The sequence below is a fragment of the Pseudonocardia sp. DxW genome (genome assembly GCF_058448985.1).
On the sequence record NZ_JBZFLK010000017.1, the window covers coordinates 28,812 to 46,876 of the forward strand.

The 18,065-nt window shown below is 75.2% G+C and carries 16 protein-coding genes; 10 read left to right on the plus strand and 6 right to left on the minus strand.

The window, feature by feature from the left end; all coding sequences use genetic code 11:
• Positions 1–6 precede the first annotated feature (6 nt).
• Positions 7–2,433 carry an AAA family ATPase gene (locus tag ACVJO7_RS24210; RefSeq protein ID WP_491674777.1) on the plus strand — a complete coding sequence of 809 codons (2,427 nt, stop codon included), beginning with the start codon at positions 7–9 and terminating at the stop codon, positions 2,431–2,433.
• A gap of 82 nt (positions 2,434–2,515) precedes the next feature.
• Here ACVJO7_RS24210 and ACVJO7_RS24215 read toward each other — a convergent pair whose 3' ends face one another.
• Both ACVJO7_RS24215 and ACVJO7_RS24220 read right to left on the minus strand, forming a co-directional pair.
• On the minus strand, positions 2,516–3,208 hold the full coding sequence (locus ACVJO7_RS24215; RefSeq protein WP_491674778.1) for a LytR C-terminal domain-containing protein: 693 nt from the start codon (positions 3,206–3,208) through the stop codon (positions 2,516–2,518).
• 58 nt (positions 3,209–3,266) lie between these two features.
• Positions 3,267–3,581 (minus strand): DUF3263 domain-containing protein, encoded by a 315-nt coding sequence (locus ACVJO7_RS24220; protein ID WP_491674779.1) that lies wholly within the window; start codon positions 3,579–3,581, stop codon positions 3,267–3,269.
• A gap of 214 nt (positions 3,582–3,795) precedes the next feature.
• Between ACVJO7_RS24220 and ACVJO7_RS24225 the strand changes: the two genes are divergently transcribed.
• Both ACVJO7_RS24225 and ACVJO7_RS24230 read left to right on the plus strand, forming a co-directional pair.
• Entirely contained in the window at positions 3,796–4,386 is a 591-nt protein-coding gene (locus tag ACVJO7_RS24225; RefSeq protein ID WP_491674780.1) for a peptide deformylase, read from the plus strand.
• 107 nt (positions 4,387–4,493) lie between these two features.
• Positions 4,494–4,772 (plus strand): hypothetical protein, encoded by a 279-nt coding sequence (locus ACVJO7_RS24230; RefSeq protein WP_491674781.1) that lies wholly within the window; start codon positions 4,494–4,496, stop codon positions 4,770–4,772.
• 4 nt (positions 4,773–4,776) lie between these two features.
• Here the strand turns inward: ACVJO7_RS24230 and ACVJO7_RS24235 are convergent, their stop codons facing one another.
• Positions 4,777–5,418 (minus strand): response regulator, encoded by a 642-nt coding sequence (locus ACVJO7_RS24235; RefSeq protein WP_358485293.1) that lies wholly within the window; start codon positions 5,416–5,418, stop codon positions 4,777–4,779.
• Entirely contained in the window at positions 5,415–6,587 is a 1,173-nt protein-coding gene (locus ACVJO7_RS24240) for a sensor histidine kinase (RefSeq protein ID WP_491674782.1), read from the minus strand. Before ACVJO7_RS24240 ends, ACVJO7_RS24235 begins: the two co-directional genes overlap by 4 nt.
• 231 nt (positions 6,588–6,818) lie before the next feature.
• Here ACVJO7_RS24240 and ACVJO7_RS24245 point away from each other — a divergent pair, with 231 nt between their 5' ends.
• Together ACVJO7_RS24245 and ACVJO7_RS24250 are read left to right on the plus strand one after the other, a co-directional pair.
• A complete protein-coding gene (locus tag ACVJO7_RS24245; protein ID WP_491674783.1) occupies positions 6,819–7,598 on the plus strand; it encodes an ABC transporter ATP-binding protein in 780 nt (259 codons plus the stop codon).
• The gene (locus ACVJO7_RS24250) at positions 7,595–9,748 is read left to right on the plus strand and encodes an FtsX-like permease family protein (RefSeq protein WP_491674784.1); all 2,154 of its coding nucleotides are present in this window, start codon (positions 7,595–7,597) and stop codon (positions 9,746–9,748) included. Before ACVJO7_RS24245 ends, ACVJO7_RS24250 begins: the two co-directional genes overlap by 4 nt.
• Before the next feature lie 189 nt (positions 9,749–9,937).
• Here ACVJO7_RS24250 and ACVJO7_RS24255 read toward each other — a convergent pair whose 3' ends face one another.
• Positions 9,938–10,372 carry a nitroreductase family deazaflavin-dependent oxidoreductase gene (locus ACVJO7_RS24255; RefSeq protein WP_491674785.1) on the minus strand — a complete coding sequence of 145 codons (435 nt, stop codon included), beginning with the start codon at positions 10,370–10,372 and terminating at the stop codon, positions 9,938–9,940.
• 206 nt (positions 10,373–10,578) lie between these two features.
• Between ACVJO7_RS24255 and thiC the strand changes: the two genes are divergently transcribed.
• On the plus strand, positions 10,579–12,216 hold the full coding sequence (thiC, locus tag ACVJO7_RS24260) for a phosphomethylpyrimidine synthase ThiC (protein WP_491674786.1): 1,638 nt from the start codon (positions 10,579–10,581) through the stop codon (positions 12,214–12,216).
• 52 nt (positions 12,217–12,268) lie between these two features.
• Here thiC and ACVJO7_RS24265 read toward each other — a convergent pair whose 3' ends face one another.
• Positions 12,269–12,511, minus strand: coding sequence for a Uma2 family endonuclease (locus ACVJO7_RS24265; RefSeq protein ID WP_491674787.1), 243 nt, complete (start codon positions 12,509–12,511; stop codon positions 12,269–12,271).
• 579 nt (positions 12,512–13,090) lie between these two features.
• Here ACVJO7_RS24265 and thiD point away from each other — a divergent pair.
• From thiD to ACVJO7_RS24285, 4 genes are all read left to right on the plus strand, one after another.
• Positions 13,091–13,948, plus strand: coding sequence for a bifunctional hydroxymethylpyrimidine kinase/phosphomethylpyrimidine kinase (thiD, locus tag ACVJO7_RS24270; RefSeq protein ID WP_491674788.1), 858 nt, complete (start codon positions 13,091–13,093; stop codon positions 13,946–13,948).
• 154 nt (positions 13,949–14,102) lie between these two features.
• Positions 14,103–16,361: a xanthine dehydrogenase family protein molybdopterin-binding subunit gene (locus tag ACVJO7_RS24275; protein WP_491674789.1), complete on the plus strand. Its 2,259-nt coding sequence runs from the start codon at positions 14,103–14,105 to the stop codon at positions 16,359–16,361.
• Complete coding sequence (locus ACVJO7_RS24280; protein WP_344021067.1) at positions 16,358–16,906, plus strand: (2Fe-2S)-binding protein; 549 nt, start codon at positions 16,358–16,360, stop codon at positions 16,904–16,906. The genes ACVJO7_RS24275 and ACVJO7_RS24280 overlap by 4 nt, the downstream gene beginning before the upstream one ends.
• Entirely contained in the window at positions 16,903–17,727 is an 825-nt protein-coding gene (locus ACVJO7_RS24285; protein ID WP_491674790.1) for an FAD binding domain-containing protein, read from the plus strand. Before ACVJO7_RS24280 ends, ACVJO7_RS24285 begins: the two co-directional genes overlap by 4 nt.
• Positions 17,728–18,065 lie beyond the last annotated feature (338 nt).

Consider the following 18,065-nt stretch of genomic DNA (forward strand, 5'->3'; position numbering starts at 1 on the left):
ACGCGGGTGGGAGACCCCTCGCTGACCCTGGTCGCGCGCCTGGCCCCGGCGGCCACCGACGCCCGGCGGGGGGTGATCCGGTTGCATCCCGAGGTGCTCGCCGGGCTCGGCCTGCGGTCCTGGGACGCGGTGCTGCTCACCGGTTCCCGGCCGACCGCCGCGCTCGCCGTCGCCGGTGACGCCTCGGAGCCGCACGGCCAGGCCCGGCTCGACGACGTGACCCTGTCCAACGCCGGTCTGACCGACGGCGCCGCCGTCGTCGTCGCGCCCGCGGAGGTGTCCGCCGCCCGCGAGGTCCGGCTGATCGGTTCCCGGCTCGCGACCGCGACCGTCGGCCCGGCGACCCTGCGGCTGGCGCTGATGGGGAAGGTGCTCCTGCGCGGGGACGCGGTCTCGCTGCTGCCGCAGGACATCGCCCCGCCGCCCGGTGCGGACGTGCACTCGGTGCGCCGGGCGCTGGCCGCGGCGGTCGGTGGCGCGTGGACCTCGGAGCTGCTGACGGTCGCCGTCGCCGAGCCGGCCGGCGGGCCGGTCGTGGTGGCGCCGTCCACCGTGGTCGGCTGGCAGGGCGGCGCGGACACCGGGACGGTCGCGGTGCGGGCGGGTGCCGGGCCGGGCGGGGCAGCAGCGGTGGGGCCCGGGAAGCGCGCTGCCGGCGCCGGGGCCGCCGGTGCGGGCACGGCCGGAAGCCCTGATGCCGGAAGCCCTGCCGCCGGGACCCCTGCTGCCGGGACCCCTGCTGCCGGAAGCCCTGCTGCCCGGAACCATGCTGTCGGGGACCCTGCTGTCGGGGACCCTGCTGTCGGGGACTACACCGCCGGGGATCGGGCGGTGCCCGAGGCCGAGCCGCCCCCGTCGATCGACGACCTGGCCGCGAACGAGCCGGTCGCCCGGCGGCTGCTGGACTGGCTGGAGCTGATGTTCCGCCGTCCCGAGCTGCTCACCCGGCTCGGCGGCGAGGCCCGGCTCGGCGTGCTCGTCAGCGGGCCGGAAGGGGTGGGCAAGGCGACGCTGGTGCGCAGCGCCGCCGCCGCCGCGGGCGCCCGCTGCGTGGAGCTCGTCGCGCCGGCCGTCGCCGCCCTGGAACCGGCGGCCGCGGCCGAGCGGGTCCGGGCCGCGATCGCCGACGCGCGCCCGGCCGCGGACGAACCCGCTGTGCTGCTCGTGCACGACGCGCACGCGCTGCTCCCGGCGTCGAACCCGCCGCCGCTGGCCACCCTGGTGCTCGACGAGCTGCGCGCGGCCACCGCGCCCGGCGGGCCCGCACTCGTCGTCACCAGTGCCGAACCGGAGTCGCTGGATCCGCGCCTGCGCGCACCCGACCTGGTCGACCGCGAGCTCACGGTGCCGCTGCCGGACGCCGCGACCCGCCGCGCACTGTTGGAGCGGCTGCTGGCCGGCGTCCCGCGCGGCCGGGACGTCGATCTCGGGGTGATCGCCGCCCGGACACCGGGCTTCGTCGTCGCCGATCTCGCGGCGGTGCGCCGGGAGGCGGCGATCGCCGCCGCGCTGCGCGGCGCGGGGGAGGGCACCGACGGGATCGAGGAGGTCCGGCAGCAGGACCTCCTCGGCGCCGTCGGCTCGGTCCGGCCGATCTCGCTGTCCGGCGGCGGCGCCCTCGGGCACGGCGGGCTGACCCTCGACGACGTCGGCGACATGACCGAGGTCAAGCAGTCGCTGACCGAGGCGGTGCTGTGGCCGCTGCGCCATCCCGACTCGTTCGCCCGGCTCGGGGTGGACGCGCCGCGCGGCGTGCTGCTCTACGGCCCGCCCGGCGGCGGCAAGACGTTCCTGCTGCGCGCGCTGGCCGGGACCGGCGATCTCAACGTGTTCGCGGTCAAGGGCGCCGAGCTGCTGGACAAGTACGTCGGCGAGTCCGAGCGGGCGGTCCGGGAGCTGTTCCGCCGGGCCGCGGAGGCCGCCCCGGCGCTGATCTTCCTGGACGAGGTCGACGCGCTCGCCCCGCGCCGGGGCGGATCGACCGACGCCGGCGTCGCGGACCGGGTGGTGGCGGCGCTGCTCACCGAGCTGGACGGTGCGACGCCGCTGCGCGAGGTCGTCGTCGTGGGGGCGACGAACCGGCCGGACCTGATCGATCCGGCGCTGCTGCGGCCGGGCCGGCTGGAGCGGCTGGTGTTCGTCCCGCCGCCGGACGCCGAGGCCCGGGCCGACATCCTCCGGGCCGCCGGCCGGGACGTCCCGCTCGGCGACGACGTCGACCTGGACGAGCTCGCCGCCGACCTGGACGGCTACTCGGCGGCGGACTGCGCCGCGCTGCTGCGGGAGGCCGCGCTGACCGCGATGCGCGAGTCGCTGGAGGCGGGCGAGGTGACCGCGGCGCACGTCGCGGCCGCCCGGCGGGCGGTCCGGCCCTCGTTGGACCCGGAGCAGGTCGCCGAGCTCGAGGCGTACGCGCGGCGGCGCAGCGACTGAGCCCGGCCGGTCCCCGACGGACGACGACCCCGGACGGGATGCCCGTCCGGGGTCGTCGGCGCGCTGGGGAGCAGGTTCGGTGTCAGGCCGCCGAGAAGTCCCGGGTGACGATCACTATCACGCCGGGCGTCGCGTCCTGGATGCCGTCGAAGCGCGGCTCGGCCCGGATGCCGAAGGCGCGGGCGATCTCGTCCGCCGCGGCCTTCTCGGCGGTGCCGGTCCGGTAGTACACGGTGGTCGTGGGGATCACGCCCGCCGAGTAGTTCTGCACCTGCGACACGGTCCAGCCGTTGCTGCGGAACTTCCCGGCCGCCTGCTCGGCGAGACCCCGGATCGTCGAGTTGTTGTAGATCCGGACGGCGGGCCGGACGGCCACGGCGGACCCCTCGCTCGCGGTGCCGCCCGGGGCGGGCCCGGACGCGGCGGGCGGCGGCGGCGCGCCGTCCGCGCCGGTGCCGTCGAAGCCGGGGGAACCGGGCGTGCCCGGGGCGCCGGGGGTGAACGGCGAGGTGCCCGGGGCGGCCCCGTCGGTGCCCTCGCCGCCGGGGGCGGCCCCGTCGGCGCCATCGGCCCCGTCCTCGCCGGGGGCGGGTGCTGCGCCGTCCCCGCCAGGGGCGGGATCGGCCGTCGCCGGCGGCGGCGCGGCCTGCGGGCTCTCGTCACCGCCGCCGCCGATACCGGACAGCCCGACGACACCGGCCAGCACACCGACGCCGATCAGTGCGATACCGGCGATCTTCAGCGGCGAGGTTCCGCCGGACGCGGGTGCGGTCATCGTGACCTCCGATTGGGGCTCGGGCTGCGGCTCACGGCTGCCTCCGGGCTTCCCGGTCTCAGGGCTCGAGACCCAGGCGGCGGGCGGCGCGGGTGCGCTGACGGCTGGAACGCAGCCGGCGCAGGCGCTTCACGAGCAGCGGATCGACGGCCATCGCCTCGGGCTTGTCGACCAGCGCGTTCAGCACCTGGTAGTAGCGGGTCGCGGACATGTCGAAGAGCTCGCGGATCGCCTGCTCCTTGGCGCCCGCGTACTTCCACCACTGGGCCTCGAACGCGAGGATCTCGCGCTCCCGGCGGTCGAGCTCGCGGGAGTGGGTTGCGGAGCGCCGGTGCGCTCCGCGGCGTTCCGAGAGGGACCCAGCGGACTCCATCACGCTCCTCGAGCGGCCGACGATCTGACGGCGACGGCCCTCCGGAGGGCCACCGCCGATGCCGAATGACACGGCTGTCATTCGAGGTCGGATTGAACCACACGGGACCGACGGCGAGTCGCCGCGACGCGCCCCGGGGCGCCCGAACCCATCGGTCGGGGGCGGCCCCGTCACCCGGAGCGGGCACCGCGCGGCGCGACCGTACCCTGCGACGGTGACGGTTCTGCGCATCCGCATGGTCGGCGATCCCGTGTTGCACCGACCCACCCGCCCGGTGGCGTCGGCGGACATCGGGGAGGACGAGCTGCGCACGCTCGTCGACGACATGTTCGAGACGATGGCGGCGGCCAACGGGGTCGGGCTCGCGGCCAACCAGGTCGGGATCGACCTGCGGCTGTTCGTCTTCGACTGCCCGGATCCCGAGACCCGCACGATGCGCCGCGGACACGTGCTCGATCCGGTGCTGGAGACCGGCGAGATCCCGGAGATCATGCCCGACCCGGACGAGGACCAGGAGGGCTGCCTGTCGGTCCCCGGCGAGAGCTTCGCGACCGGCCGCGCCGACTGGGCCAGGGTCACCGGCACCGACGTCGACGGCAACCCGGTGGACGTCGAGGGCAAGGGCTTCCTGGCCCGCTGCCTGCAGCACGAGGTCGACCACCTCGACGGCCACCTCTACCTGGACCGGCTGATGGGCCGCAACCAGCGGGGCGCCAGGAAGATGCTGCGCCGCAACGGCTGGGGCGGGCCGTCGGACTCGTGGGACCCCTCGGCGGTCGACGCGGAGGACGTACCCCGGGGCTGACCCCGAGACCGACCCCGGGACTCATACCCCGGTACTAGGGGTTGACCTGCAGGAACCGGTCCTGCGGCCGATGTGGGAGGCCGCCCCGGCCGGGCATCGTGGACGCCATGGTGCTCACGATCCTCGCCGTCCTCCCGGTCCTCGCCGTGCTGCTGGTCATGGCGGCGCAGCCGCTGTTCGAACTCTGGGACAACCGCGCTTCCGAGCGCGAGTGCGCCGCGGCCGCCGCCGGGCAGGCCCGGCCGGTGCCGGCCCCGGTGCCCGTGGCGGTGCCGGTGCAGACGGGGATGCCGCCGGCGTTCCCGGAGGCCCTCGGCGACGTCAGCGCGGTGCTGTCCGTCCCGCACCCCCGCCGGCCCGCCGCCGCCCTGCGCGCCGTCCACTGAGGCGTCATTCGACGAGCTTGTTCTCCCAGGCCCAGGCCGCGATCTCGACCCGGTTGCGGGCGTCCAGCTTGGACCCGATGTTGGCGATGTGGGTCTTCACCGTCGACAGCGACACGAACAGGTCCCCGGCGATCTCGTGGTTCGTCCGCCCCCGCGCGACCGCCCGCACCACGTCCAGCTCCCGGGCGGACAGCGCCGCCAGCGCGGCCGGCCGCGGCGCGACGGGCTCGGTCAGCCGCTCCAGCAGCCGCACCGTCACCGACGGCGACACCAGCGCGTCCCCGGCGGCGGCCGCCCGCACCGCCTCGACCAGCAGGCGTGGGCCGGCGTCCTTCAGCAGGAACCCGCAGGCCCCGGACCGCAGCGCGCCGTAGACGTACTCGTCGAGATCGAAGGTCGTCACCACGACGACCCGCGGCGGGGACGGATCGGCGCACAGTGCCCGGGTCGCCTCGATGCCGTCCATCCCGGGCATCCGGATGTCCATCAGCACCACGTCCGGGCGCACCTCGCGGGCCAGCGCGACCGCGCCGGTGCCGGTGCCGGTCTCGCCGAGCACCTCGATGTCGTCCTCGGCGGAGAGGATCAGCCGGAAGCCGGTCCGGACCATCTCCTGGTCGTCGGCGAGCACCACGCCGATGCTCACCGGGCCACCGCCGGCAGCTCCGCCAGCACCTCCCAGACGCCCGGCCCGTCCGGGCCGACCCGCAGCGTGCCGCCCAGCGCGCCGACCCGCTCGGCCATCCCGGCCAGGCCGAACCCGCCGCGCTCGTGCGGGCGCGGCCTGCGCTCCGGGGAACCGCCCTCGTTGCGCACGCCGACCGCCAGCCTGTCGTCCCGCAGCTCCAGCCGGACCTGCACCGACGTCGCGTCCGGCGCGTGTCGGTGCACGTTGGTCAGCGCCTCCTGGACGACCCGGTAGGCGGTGGCGCCGACCCCGGGTGCGAGCCGCGCCGGGTCCAGCCCGGGATCGATCTCCAGCACGGTCCGCTCGCCGGCCGGGTCGAACCGGCCGACCAGCTCGGCCACGTCGTCCGGGCCGTGCGAGACCGCGCGGGCGGCCTCCTCCCCGCCGCGCAGCACGCCCACCATCCGGCGCATCCCGGCGAGCGCCTCCGCGCCGGCCCGTTCGATCGACTCCAGCGCCGGGCCGGCCTGCTCGGGGCGGGTCCGGGCGACGGCGACCGCCGCCTGCGCGGCCACCACGATCCCGGTGACGTGGTGCGCGACGACGTCGTGCAGCTCCCGGGCCAGCTCCATCCGCTCGTCGTTGCGGGTGGCGGCGAGCCGGGCCTCCCGGCGCACCCCCAGCTCGCGCAGCACCGCCGCGACCGCGACCGTGCTCGCCCAGCCCAGCCCGGCGAGCGCCATCGCGGTGGGCCGGTCGGGATCGTCGAACCGCAGCAGCGGCATCCCGACGATCACCACGAACGACGCCACGGCGAACCCGACCGCCGCGCCGCCCGCCGTCCGCCGGATCACCGCCACCGTGACGACGGCGAGCGCGAACAGCTCGGCCAGTGACACCAGCGGTGCCCCGGACGGCCAGGCCAGCACCGAGAGCAGCGCGGACGCCGTGAACGCGGCCACGGCGGTGCCGACCACCGGGTACCGGTACCGGGCGAGCACCACGCCGGCCACCGCGACACCGGCGAGCACCCCGGAGATCCACAGCCCGCGGCCGTCGGACAGGCCTGGTGCCGCGAACAGGTCGAGCACCAGCCAGAACAGGTAGGCGAAGGCCTCCAGCGTGAACACCAGCGAGCGGGTCGGCCGGGCGGGACCACGCGGGAGGACGACCGTCGGGGACGTCATGGCGATCACCGTAGGGCTGAGACGGCCGGCCCGGCCTCAGCCGGAAGTACGAGCCACCCGACCGGGAAGACCGTCCCGTGGTCCGAGGTGCGCGGCGCCGCCGCCCGGCACCGTTGTGGACATGATCGAGGTCCTGATGAACGCGGTCGCCGTCACCGGCGGTGTCGTGCTGTTCCTGATGCTGCTGTCGATGGCGGCCCTGCCGCTGCTCGAGGGCTGGGGGGAGCAGCTGTGACGGGTGCTGCCGCGGCGGCCGGTGCCGTCGAACTGGTCCGGCGCTACGGATCGGGACCTGGCGCGGTGTCGGCGCTGGCCGGGATCACGCTCTACGTCCCGGCCGGGCGGTTCACCGCGGTGATGGGGCCGTCCGGGTCCGGGAAGTCGACGCTGCTGCACTGTCTCGCCGGGCTGGACCGGCCGACGTCGGGCCAGGTGCTGCTCGGCGACACCCGGCTCGGCACGCTCGGCGACGCCGAGCTGACCCGGGTCCGCCGGGACCGGATGGGCTTCGTCTTCCAGGACGGCAACCTGCTCCCGCACCTGAGCGCGGGCGAGAACATCGACCTGGCCGTCGCGCTCGCCGGGCACCGCCCGGACCGGGCATGGCGGGCCGAGCTGGTGGACCGGCTGGGGATCGGCGCGCGGCTGGGACACCTGCCCTCGGAGCTGTCCGGCGGGCAGCGGCAGCGGGTCGCGGTGGCCCGGGCGCTGCTCACCCGGCCGGAGATCGTCTTCGCGGACGAGCCGACGGGCGCGCTGGACACCACGTCCGGACGGGAGCTGCTGGGACTGCTGCGGGCCTGCGTCGACGACTACGGGCAGACCGTCGTCATGGTCACCCACGATCCGCTCGCCGCATCGGTCTCCGACCAGGTGCTGCTGCTGCGCGACGGGCTCGCCGCGGGCCGGCTGGTCGCCCCCACCCCGGACGCGGTGCTCGCCGCGCTCGGGGCGCTGTCCGGCGAGCGCGCCACCGGCGTCCGGCCGGCCGGGCAGGGGGCCCGGGCATGAGCCTGCTGAACCCGGCGACCCGCGCGGCCGTCGCCGGGATCCGCCGCCGCCCCCGGCAGCTGCTGCTCACCGGGCTCGCCGTGCTGGTGGCGACGGCGTTCGCGGCCGGGGCGGTGCTGCTGACCGGCACCCTGCGCGCCGCCCTCACCGAGGACATGGTGCACACCCCGGCGGGCGCGTCGCACGTGGTGTCCGTGCGCGGCCCCGACACCGGCCCCGACACCGGCACCGTGGCGATCGCGCAGCGGTTGCGGGAGGTGCCCGGGGTGACCGACGTGGCGCCCGTGTTCGGCGGTGTCGTCCCGCTGGCGGCCGGGACGACCAGCGGCGACTGGCTGGTGAGCTCGGACCCGATGACCGGTCCGCTGACCGCGCTGCCCGCGCCGGAGCAGGGCCGCCCGGCCGGTCCGGGCGAGGTGCTGATCGGCAGCGCGACGGCGGAACGCACCGGTCTGGCGCTGGGTGACACCGTGACGCTCGGCGACCGGTCGCTGCGCGTCGCCGGGGTGGTCCGGCTGCCGTTCGAGTCGCTCGACTCGCTGGTGCTGACCACGCAGGACGCGCTCGCGCTGGACGGGGCGCTGTACGCCTCCCGGATCGACGTGGCGGGCGACGCGGACACCGCGGCGCTCGGCGCGGCCGCCGGCGGGGAGCGGGTGCGGACTGCCGCCGAGCAGCGGGACGCCGAGATCGCCGAGGCGTCGGCGTCGGTGCTGGCGGTGCTCGCCGGGCTGTCGGTCTTCGTCGGCCTCGCGCTGGTCGCCGCGGCCGTGGTGGTGTCCTCGACGTTCCGGATCGTGCTGGCCCGGCGCAGCCGCGACCTGGCCCTGCTGCGCTGTGTCGGCGCGAGCCGCGGGCAGGTGACCCGGTCGGTGCTCGCCGAGGCCGCGATCACCGGCCTGGCCGCCGGGGTGCTCGGGACGGCGGCCGCGGTCGGCGCCGGGCTCGCCGGGATCACCGTCGCCCGGATGTCCGGTGTGGACGCCCCGGCGCTCGCGGTGCAGCCGCTGTGGCTGGCCGGGTGCGTGCTGCTGGCGGTGCTGACGACGGTGCTCGCCGCGCTGCCGCCGGCCCGCGCCGCGGGCCGGGTGCCGCCGATGGTGGCGCTCGGAGCCGCGGACGCGACCGAGGCACGCGCCCCGCGGGCCCGGACCCGGCTGCCGGCCGCCGCGGTGCTGGCCGTGCTGGCGGCCGGGACGGCCGGTATCGGCGTCACGCTCGGCGACCAGCTCGCCGGGCTGGCCGTGATCGCGCTCAGCGGGCTGCTGCTGTTCGCGGCGCTGGTGGTGACCGGGCCGTTCCTGATCTCGGCGGCCGCGACGCTGCTACGTCCGGTGGCGGACCGGTCCGGCCCGCTGCGGCTGGCGGTGGCGAACGCCCGCAGGCTGTCCCGGCGGACCGCAGCGATGACGACGGTGCTGGCGCTCGGCGTGGGGCTGACCGCGGCGCTGCTGGTGGCCGTCGCGGGGGCCTCGGACGACGCGCGGGCCTCGATCGACCGGGCCTACCCGGCCGATGCGGTGATCCTCCCGGTGTGGCAGGGCGACGACGCGGCACGCGCCGCGGCCGCGCAGCAGCTCGCCGTCACGCTGGACGCGGAGCCGCAGCTGGAGGCGTACGCCGCCGGGGCCGAGGTCCGGGTGGACGCGGTGCCGGGTGCCGATCCGCGGGCCGTCCGGGAGGCGGTCGCCGGGGTGATCGGTGACGCCGGTTCGGTGACCTGGACGGCGGACGTGCGGGAGCAGATGGAGTCCGGGCTGTCGGTCGCGCGGACGATCGGCGCCGGACTGATCGGGACGACCGTCGTCGTCGCCGTGGTGGGGGTCGCGGTCACGCTCGCGCTCTCAGTCGGCGAGCGCACCCGGGAGATCGCGCTGCTGCGCACCTTCGGCCTGACCCGGGCGGGTTCGCGGCGTGCGGTCGCGGCGGAGGCCGGGCTGGCCGGGGCGGTGGGGGCCGTCGTCGGCGTGCTGCTCGGCGCCGTCTACGGGCTGCTGGCGCTGCGCGCCATGGGCATGGACGGCGGGACCCCGCCGGTCGGGCAGCTGGTGGGCCTGGCGGCGGTGGTCACGGTGGTCTCGGTGGCGGCGTCGGTCGCCCCGATGCGGCGCGCCGGGCGGGTCGAGCCCGCACACGGCGTCGTCGGGTGAACCGCGGTGGGGGGGGGGGGGGGGGGGGGGGGGGGGGGGGGGGGGGGGGGGGGGGGGGGGGGGCGGCGGGCGCGGGCCCCCCGCCCCCCGGGGGGGGGGGGGGGGGGGGGGCGCCCCCCCCCGGGGGGGGGGGGGGGGGGGGGGGGGGGCCCCCCCGGGGGGGGGGGGGGGGCGGGCGCCCGGCGGTGCTCAGCCCTTCGGCTCCAGCACGAGCACCGGGATCAGCCGGGACGTCGTCTCCTGGTAGTCGGTGTAGGGCGGGTACGCCTCGACCGAGCGGTCCCACCAGGCCTGCCGCTCGGGGCCCTCGGGCAGCTCCCGGGCGACGTACACACCGGTCGCGGTGCCGTCCTGCAGCTCGACCTCGGGATGTGCCTTCACGTTGTGGTACCAGGCGGGGTGCTCCGGCGCACCGCCCTTGGACGCGATCATCGCGTAGGCGCCGTCGTGCTCGACCCGCATGACCGGTACGTAGCGCTTCGTACCGGACTTCGCGCCGGTCGTCGTCACCAGCACGACCGGACGGTCCAGCACCGTCACGCCCTCGGTCGTCCCGCTCTCCAGGATCTGCTCGGTCTGCCCGCGCACCCAGTCGGTCGGGCTCAGTTCGGCTCTCTGTGTCATGCCGGTGGAGAACCACGAACCGGCGAAGATCATTCCCGGCATCCGGGTGAGAAGCGCCGGGGGCTGGCGTGTCGCGCCGGACGGTGCCTACGGTTGGGGCACATCTGAACACGCGGGAGCTCCGGCGCGCGGGGCTGAGAGGGCGGACCGATCGGTCGCCGACCGCAGAACCGGCCGGGTAATGCCGGCCAGGGAGGACTGTCGTCATGACGACCGCTCACGTGCGCCCGCAGGTCACCACCGGGCCGATCGCCGGATCCACCAAGTCCTACGTGGACGGTCCGGACGGGATCCGGGTCCCGGTCCGCCGGATCGGCCTCTCGAACGGCGAGCACCACGACGTCTACGACACCTCCGGCCCCTACACCGATGCCGATGCGGAGATCGACGTGCGGGCGGGCCTGCCCGCGCTGCGCACTCCGTGGATCTCCTCGAGGGAGCCGGGGACCCAGTTGTCGTACGCCAGGGCCGGGGTGATCACCACCGAGATGCGGTTCATCGCGATCCGCGAACGGTGCGACGCCGAGCTAGTGCGTTCCGAGGTCGCCCGCGGCCGCGCGGTGATCCCGGCGAACGTCAACCATCCCGAATCGGAGCCGATGATCATCGGCAAGCGGTTCCTCACCAAGGTCAACGCGAACATCGGGAACTCCGCGGTGACCTCCTCGATCCCCGAGGAGGTGGACAAGATGGTGTGGGCGACCCGCTGGGGTGCCGACACTGTGATGGACCTGTCCACCGGTTCCGACATCCACCGGACCCGCGAGTGGCTGCTGCGCAACTCGCCGGTCCCGATCGGCACGGTGCCGATCTACCAGGCGCTGGAGAAGGTGCAGGGCGATCCGGCGAAGCTGTCCTGGGAGGTGTACCGGGACACCGTGATCGAGCAGTGCGAGCAGGGCGTCGACTACATGACGGTGCACGCCGGGGTGCTGCTGCGGTACGTGCCGCTGACCGCGAAGCGGGTCACCGGGATCGTCTCCCGCGGCGGGTCGATCATGGCCGCCTGGTGCCTGGCGCACCATCGTGAGTCGTTCCTCTACACCCGGTTCGCCGACCTGTGCGAGATCCTGCGCCGCTACGACGTCACCTTCTCGCTCGGCGACGGGCTGCGTCCCGGATCGATCGCCGACGCGAACGACGAGGCACAGCTGGCCGAGCTGGCCACGCTCGGCGAGCTGACCCGGATCGCCCGCGCGCACGACGTGCAGGTGATGATCGAGGGCCCCGGCCACGTCCCGATGGACAAGATCGTGGAGAACGTGCGGCTGGAGGAGGAGTGGTGCGACGAGGCGCCGTTCTACACCCTCGGCCCGCTCGCCACCGACATCGCGCCCGGCTACGACCACATCACCTCGGCGATCGGCGCCGCCCGGATCGCCGAGGCCGGCACCGCGATGCTCTGCTACGTCACCCCGAAGGAGCACCTGGGCCTGCCGAACCGGGACGACGTGAAGATCGGCGTGATCACCTACAAGATCGCCGCGCACGCGGCCGACCTGGGGAAGGGGCACCCGCACGCGCAGGCCCGTGACGACGCCCTGTCCCAGGCCCGCTTCGAGTTCCGCTGGCGGGACCAGTTCGCGCTGTCCCTGGACCCGGACACGGCGCAGTCCTACCACGACGAGACGCTGCCGGCGGAGCCCGCGAAGTCCGCGCACTTCTGCTCGATGTGCGGGCCGAAGTTCTGCTCGATGAAGATCACCCAGGACGTCCGGGACTACGCCGAGGCGCACGGGCTGACCAGCGTCGAGGCGATCGAGGCCGGGATGGACGAGAAGTCCGCCGAGTTCCGCGACGCGGGCGGCCGGGTCCACCTGCCGATCGCGCCGGCCGGGGACTGACCGGCCGGGGCAGGTGCGGGACGGCCCGTCGGGGGGTCGTCCCGCACCGTGCTCAGCCGAGCGCGTCGAGATCGATCTCGGCCGCGAACGGCCGGTCGGCGGTGTGCCGGCCGGTGACCACGCCGCCGTCGGCGTAGCCGAACTCGCCGGCCAGGTGGCAGGCGAGCAGCGACACCGGCTCGCCCAGGTCGATGATCCAGTAGTGGCCGATCCCGGCGTCGGCGTACTCGCCGCGCTTGGTCACGTGGTCGGTCCGGCGGGACCCGGGGGAGAGGATCCCCACCACCAGGGTCACCTCGGCGGCCGGAGGACGCCGCCCTCGCGGCGCACCCGGCGCCGCGCTCCCGGTCGACGACGACCAGGTCCGGGCGCCGGACCGATCCGGGAGCGTCCGGCGGCGCGAGCTGGAGGTCCACCTCGAGCTCGGCGAGGACCTCGAGGTCGGCGGGGATGCGGCCGCGCAGCTGGAAGGCGAGTTCCATGGCGGCATGGTTGTGGTCGGGGGACGAGCCCGGTGACATGAGGATCTGCCCCTCGACGAGTTCGGTGTAGCCGGGTTCGACCTCCCCGATCGCCAGGTACTCGGCGACGGTGAGCGGATGCGGCGGCGGCACCGGCCTGCGCCAGCCGGGCGCCGCGACGGACCCCGGGCCGGGCGCTGGATCAGAGGGTTGTGCACTCATCTGGCCTTCTCGACGCGGAGTGTCCCACGCGGCACCGACATCCCCGGCCGCCGCGACCGCGCGTCCCAGGTCCGGGTTACGGTCGGGTGCGCAGGTGCGGGAGCTCGCGGACGAGCGGGCTGAGAGGGCGGGGAGTTGCCGCCGACCGCGGACCGGCCGGGTAATGCCGGCCAGGGAGTGAGGACTCGACCATGGCCGAACCCACCGTCGGTACGACCCCGCCGCGGGTGTTGACGATCGCCGGCACCGACTCCGGCGGCGGCGCAGGCATCCCGGCCGACCTGCGTGCGTTCGCCGCCTGCGGGGTGCACGGCTGCGTCGCGGTGTGCGCGGTGACCGTGCAGAACACGGTCGGCGTCACCGGCGTGCACACGATCCCGGTCGAGACGATCGCCGGACAGATCGCGAGCGTCGCCGGGGACATCGGGCTGCAGGCCGCGAAGACCGGGATGCTCGCGACCGCCGGGATCATCGAGGCCGTCGCCGCGGCCTGCGACGACAACGGGATCGGCCGGGACCGGGCCACGCCGCTGGTCGTCGACCCGGTCGCGGCGTCGATGCACGGCGATCCGCTGCTGGCCACCGAGGCGCTGGACGCCTACCGGCACACCCTGTTCCCGCGGGCCACCCTGGTCACCCCGAACCTGGACGAGATCCGGCTGCTCGTCGAGCACGACGTGCACGACCGGGACGGCCAGTACGCCGCCGCGAAGGCGCTGCACGCGCTCGGGCCCGGCGCCGTCCTGGTCAAGGGCGGGCACCTGACCGAGGACACCGACGGCTGCCTGGACCTGCTGTTCGACGGCAACACCTTCGTCGAGCTGCCCGGGCCGCGCTTCGACACCGGCAACACGCACGGCGGCGGCGACTCGCTGGCCGCGTCGATCGCCTCCGGGCTGGCCCGCGGGCTCGGCCTGGAGGACGCGGTGCGGTTCGGGAAGCGGTACATCGTGGAGGCCGTCCGGCACTCCTACCCGCTGGGCGCCGGGCACGGTCCGGTCTCGCCGCTCTGGGCGATCCGGCCGTGGTGGGAGGAACCGGGCCGCTAGCGCGCGGTCGTTCGCAGGTTTCCTGATGGTCGGACTGTGCGGGGGATCGGGGCCGCAGATGCGGATCCCGCCCCGAGTAAGGGTGCCCTGACCTGCGCGATCTTCCGGTTTCGCGCGTCGCATACGGCCCGGGACGGCTATACGCTCGGCGACGATGAGTATCTTGGGCACCCGCGTCGTCCGCACCGAGGATCCGGTCTTCCTCACGCGCGGCGCGACCTACACCGACGACCTGACCGACGAACGGCTGACCGGGGCGTTGCACCTGACGCTCGTCCGCTCGCCGCTGGCCCACGCGACGATCACCTCGATCGACACCTCGGCCGCCCTCGACTCGCCCGGCGTGGTCGCCGTGGTCACCGGGGCCGATCTCGACATCGCGCCGGCGCTGCTGTTCCCGGGCGCCAACAAGGCGATGACCCGGCCGTTCCTGGCGACCGACCGGGTCCTCTTCGTCGGCGAGCCGGTCGCCGCCGTGCTGACCGAGGAGTTCTACCAGGGCGAGGACGCCGCCGAGCTGGTCGACGTCGAGTACGAGCCGCTGCCGGTGGTGATCGACCCGCTGGCCGCCGCGAACGACGAGACCCTGCTCTTCCCGGAGGCCGGCACCAACACCGCCGCCGCCTACGGGCACGACTCCGAGCCCGACGCGGACTTCTTCGCCGGCTGCGAGGTCGTGGTGACCCGGGACCTGGTGAACCAGCGCCTGGCCGCCGCGCCGCTGGAGACCCGGGCCGCGAGCGCGTTCTGGGAGGGCGACCACCTCACCGTCTACATGTCCAACCAGAACGCCCAGGGCGGCCGCGACGAGGTCGCCGGCTGGCTGGGCCTGGACAAGGACAAGGTCCGGGTGATCCTGCCGGACGTCGGCGGCGGGTTCGGCGCGAAGATCGGCTCCGACCCGGAGTTCGCGCTGGTCGCCTGGCTCGCCCGGCAGCAGGGCCGTCCGGTGCGCTGGAACGAGTCCCGCTCGGAGAACATGACCGGGATGGTGCAGGGCCGCGCCCAGCGCCAGACCGTGACGATCGGCGGCAGCCGCGACGGCCGGGTGACCCACTACCGGCTCGACGTCGTGCAGGACCTGGGCGCCTACCCGCGGCTCGGCACGTTCCTGCCGATGTTCACCCGGATGATGGCGCCGGGCACCTACGACATCGCCAACGTCGACTCGCGGGCCCGCGCCGTCGTCACCAACACCACCTCGATCGCCGCCTACCGCGGCGCCGGCCGACCGGAGGCCACCGCCGCGATCGAGCGCGCGATGGACCTGTTCGCCGCCGAGATCGGGATGGACCCGGCGCAGGTGCGCCGGCTCAACGTCGTCGCCCCGGAGAAGTTCCCTTTCCAGACCAAGGGCGGCGTCGAGTACGACTCCGGCGAGTACGCCAAGGCGCTCGACCTGGCGCTGGCCGAGTCCGGCTACGAGCGGCTGCGCGCGGAGCAGGCGGAGCGCCGCGAGCGCGGCGACGTCCGGCAGCTCGGGATCGGCGTGTCGTCCTACGTGGAGATCACCGGCGGTGGCGCCTACGCCGAGGACGCCTCGGTACAGGTGCACCCCGACGGCACGGTCACCGTGCTCACCGGCACCTCCCCGCACGGCCAGGGGCACGCGACGGCGTGGGCGATGCTCGCGTCCGAGCAGCTCGGCATCGCGATCGACAAGATCACCGTCAAGCACGGCGACACCGACCTGGTGCCGCGCGGCGGCGGCACGATGGGATCGCGCTCGCTGCAGACCGGCGGCGTCGCGGTGCACCAGGCGTCCGGTGAGCTGGTCGATCTCGCCAAGCAGCGCGCCGCCGAGCTGCTCGAGGCCAGTGTGGACGACCTGGAGCTCGATCCCGCGAACGCCGCGATCACCGTCGCGGGCGTGCCCGGGAAGTCGGTGACGCTGGCCGAGCTGGCGTCGCGCGAGGAGCTGAAGGTCGACACCACCTGGGACGGCCAGAAGCCGACCTTCCCGTTCGGCGCGCACGTCTGCGTGGTCGAGGTGGACACCGAGTCCGGCAAGGTCACCGTCGAGCGGATCGTCGCGGTCGACGACGCCGGCCCGATCCTGAACCCGCTGCTCTGCGACGGGCAGCGGCACGGCGGCATCGCCCAGGGCATCGCGCAGGCGCTGCTCGAGGAGGTGATGTACGACGAGGAGGGCCAGCCGCTCACCGGCACCTTCGCCGACTACGGCATCCCCTCGGCGGCCGAGCTCCCGAGCTTCGACCTGGTCGAGATGACCACCCCGACCCCGGTCAACCCGATGGGCTACAAGGGCATCGGCGAGGCCGGGACGATCGGGTCCACCCCGGCGACGCAGAGCGCCGTCATCGACGCCCTGTCGCACCTGGGCGTCACGCACATCGACATGCCCCTGACCCCGCTGCGGGTCTGGGAAGCCATTCAGGAGGCCTCCAAGTGAAGGTCGAGATCACCGTCAACGGCGAGCGCACCAGCGCCGACGTGGAGCCCCGGCAGCTGCTCGCGCACTACGTGCGCGACACCGTGGGGCTGAAGGCCACCAACATCGGCTGCGACACCACCTCCTGCGGCGCCTGCACGGTGCTGCTCGACGGCGAGGCCGTGAAGTCGTGCACCGTGCTGTCGGTGCAGGCCGACCAGCAGTCGGTCACCACCATGGAGGGGCTCGACGGCGCCGGCGACGGCCGGCCGGAGCACCCGGTCACCAAGGCGTTCCACGCCGAGCACGGCCTGCAGTGCGGGTTCTGCACCCCGGGCATGGTGATGTCCGCGGTGTCGCTGATCAGCCACGACAGCGACCTGGACGAGCGCAAGGTCCGGGAGGGGCTGGAGGGCAACCTCTGCCGCTGCACCGGCTACCACAACATCGTCCGCGCGGTGCTGGTCGCCGCCGGCAAGGACCCGGACGCCGAGCAGAAGGCCGAGGCGGAGTCCGACGCGCTGCGCACCGCACCGGGCTTCTCCCGCGGGGAGGCGGGCGCATGATCCCCCTCGCCTTCGACTACGCCCGCCCGGACACCCTCGACGACGCCATCGCGCTGCTCGCCGAGAAGGGCGAGGACGCCAGCGTCCTGGCCGGCGGCCACTCGCTGATCCCGGTGATGAAGGTGCGCCTCGGCGCGCCCGAGTTCCTGATCGACATCGGCCGGCTGTCCGAGCTGTCCTACATCACGCTGGACGAGGCGGCCGGCGAGGTCGCCGTCGGTGCCGGTACCAAGCACCGGGACGTGGTGGACTCCGAGCTGCTCGCGGCCGAGGTCCCGCTGCTCCCCGCGGTCGCCCGCACCGTCGGCGACCCGCAGATCCGGGCCCGCGGCACCCTCGGCGGCACCCTGGCGCACGCCGACCCGGCGGCCGACCTGCCCGCCGCGGCGCTCGCGCTGGACGCCACCATCGTGCTGCAGGGCCCGCGCGGTAAGCGGACCGTGCCGATCGGCGAGTTCTACACCGGCGTCTTCTCGACCGTCCGCGAGCCGGACGAGCTGATCGTCGAGGTCCGGTTCCCGCGCAGCGGGGACAAGGGGTGGGCCTACGAGAAGTTCACCCGGCGCAGCAACGACTGGGCGATCGTCGCCGTCGCGGTGTCGGACGACCGGATCGGCCTGGTCAACATGGGGTCGACGGCGCTGCGGGCCACCGCGACCGAGCAGGCGCTCGCGGAGGGGCGCTCGATTGCCGAGGCGGCCGTGCTGGCCGCCGAGGGCACCGAGCCGCCGTCCGACACGCACGGCACCCCCGCCTACCGGACGCACCTGGTGCAGGTGCTCACCCGGCGGGCGCTGGAGACGTCCCGCGGCGGGCGCTGACGCACGCACAGTGGGTGGTCCCCGGCCCGTCTGCGCTGCGCTGTCGTGCGCTGTGCTGCGACGTGCCGTGCCGTGCGGCCGGCCGGCCGGGGGACGGGCCGGCGACCGTTCCGCGGGACGTGTTCCCGCGCGCTCGCGCCCGGGCGGCAGATGTTCGGCGGGGGTGTGCCCGCGGGGCCTTCGACCCGATCGGCCGCGTTCCGCGGAACGCGTCGGCAGGGTCCGGCACCGGGTCGGGCGGGTTCCGCGGAGCGTGCTCGCGGGCCGGGACCGCGTTCCGCGGAACGCACCCACGACCGGCGCCGGACCGTGGACGCGACCTGGGCCGCTGTTGCTGA

Coding starts and splice junctions, on each gene's coding strand:
- thiD (WP_491674788.1), top strand. CDS start 13,091: ATGGCCGAACCCACCGTCGGTACGACCCCGCCGCGGGTGTTGACGATC.
- ACVJO7_RS24215 (WP_491674778.1), bottom strand. CDS start 3,208: ATGACCGCACCCGCGTCCGGCGGAACCTCGCCGCTGAAGATCGCCGGT.
- thiC (WP_491674786.1), top strand. CDS start 10,579: ATGACGACCGCTCACGTGCGCCCGCAGGTCACCACCGGGCCGATCGCC.
- ACVJO7_RS24255 (WP_491674785.1), bottom strand. CDS start 10,372: ATGACACAGAGAGCCGAACTGAGCCCGACCGACTGGGTGCGCGGGCAG.
- ACVJO7_RS24240 (WP_491674782.1), bottom strand. CDS start 6,587: ATGACGTCCCCGACGGTCGTCCTCCCGCGTGGTCCCGCCCGGCCGACC.
- ACVJO7_RS24250 (WP_491674784.1), top strand. CDS start 7,595: ATGAGCCTGCTGAACCCGGCGACCCGCGCGGCCGTCGCCGGGATCCGC.
- ACVJO7_RS24220 (WP_491674779.1), bottom strand. CDS start 3,581: ATGGAGTCCGCTGGGTCCCTCTCGGAACGCCGCGGAGCGCACCGGCGC.
- ACVJO7_RS24285 (WP_491674790.1), top strand. CDS start 16,903: ATGATCCCCCTCGCCTTCGACTACGCCCGCCCGGACACCCTCGACGAC.
- ACVJO7_RS24230 (WP_491674781.1), top strand. CDS start 4,494: ATGGTGCTCACGATCCTCGCCGTCCTCCCGGTCCTCGCCGTGCTGCTG.
- ACVJO7_RS24275 (WP_491674789.1), top strand. CDS start 14,103: ATGAGTATCTTGGGCACCCGCGTCGTCCGCACCGAGGATCCGGTCTTC.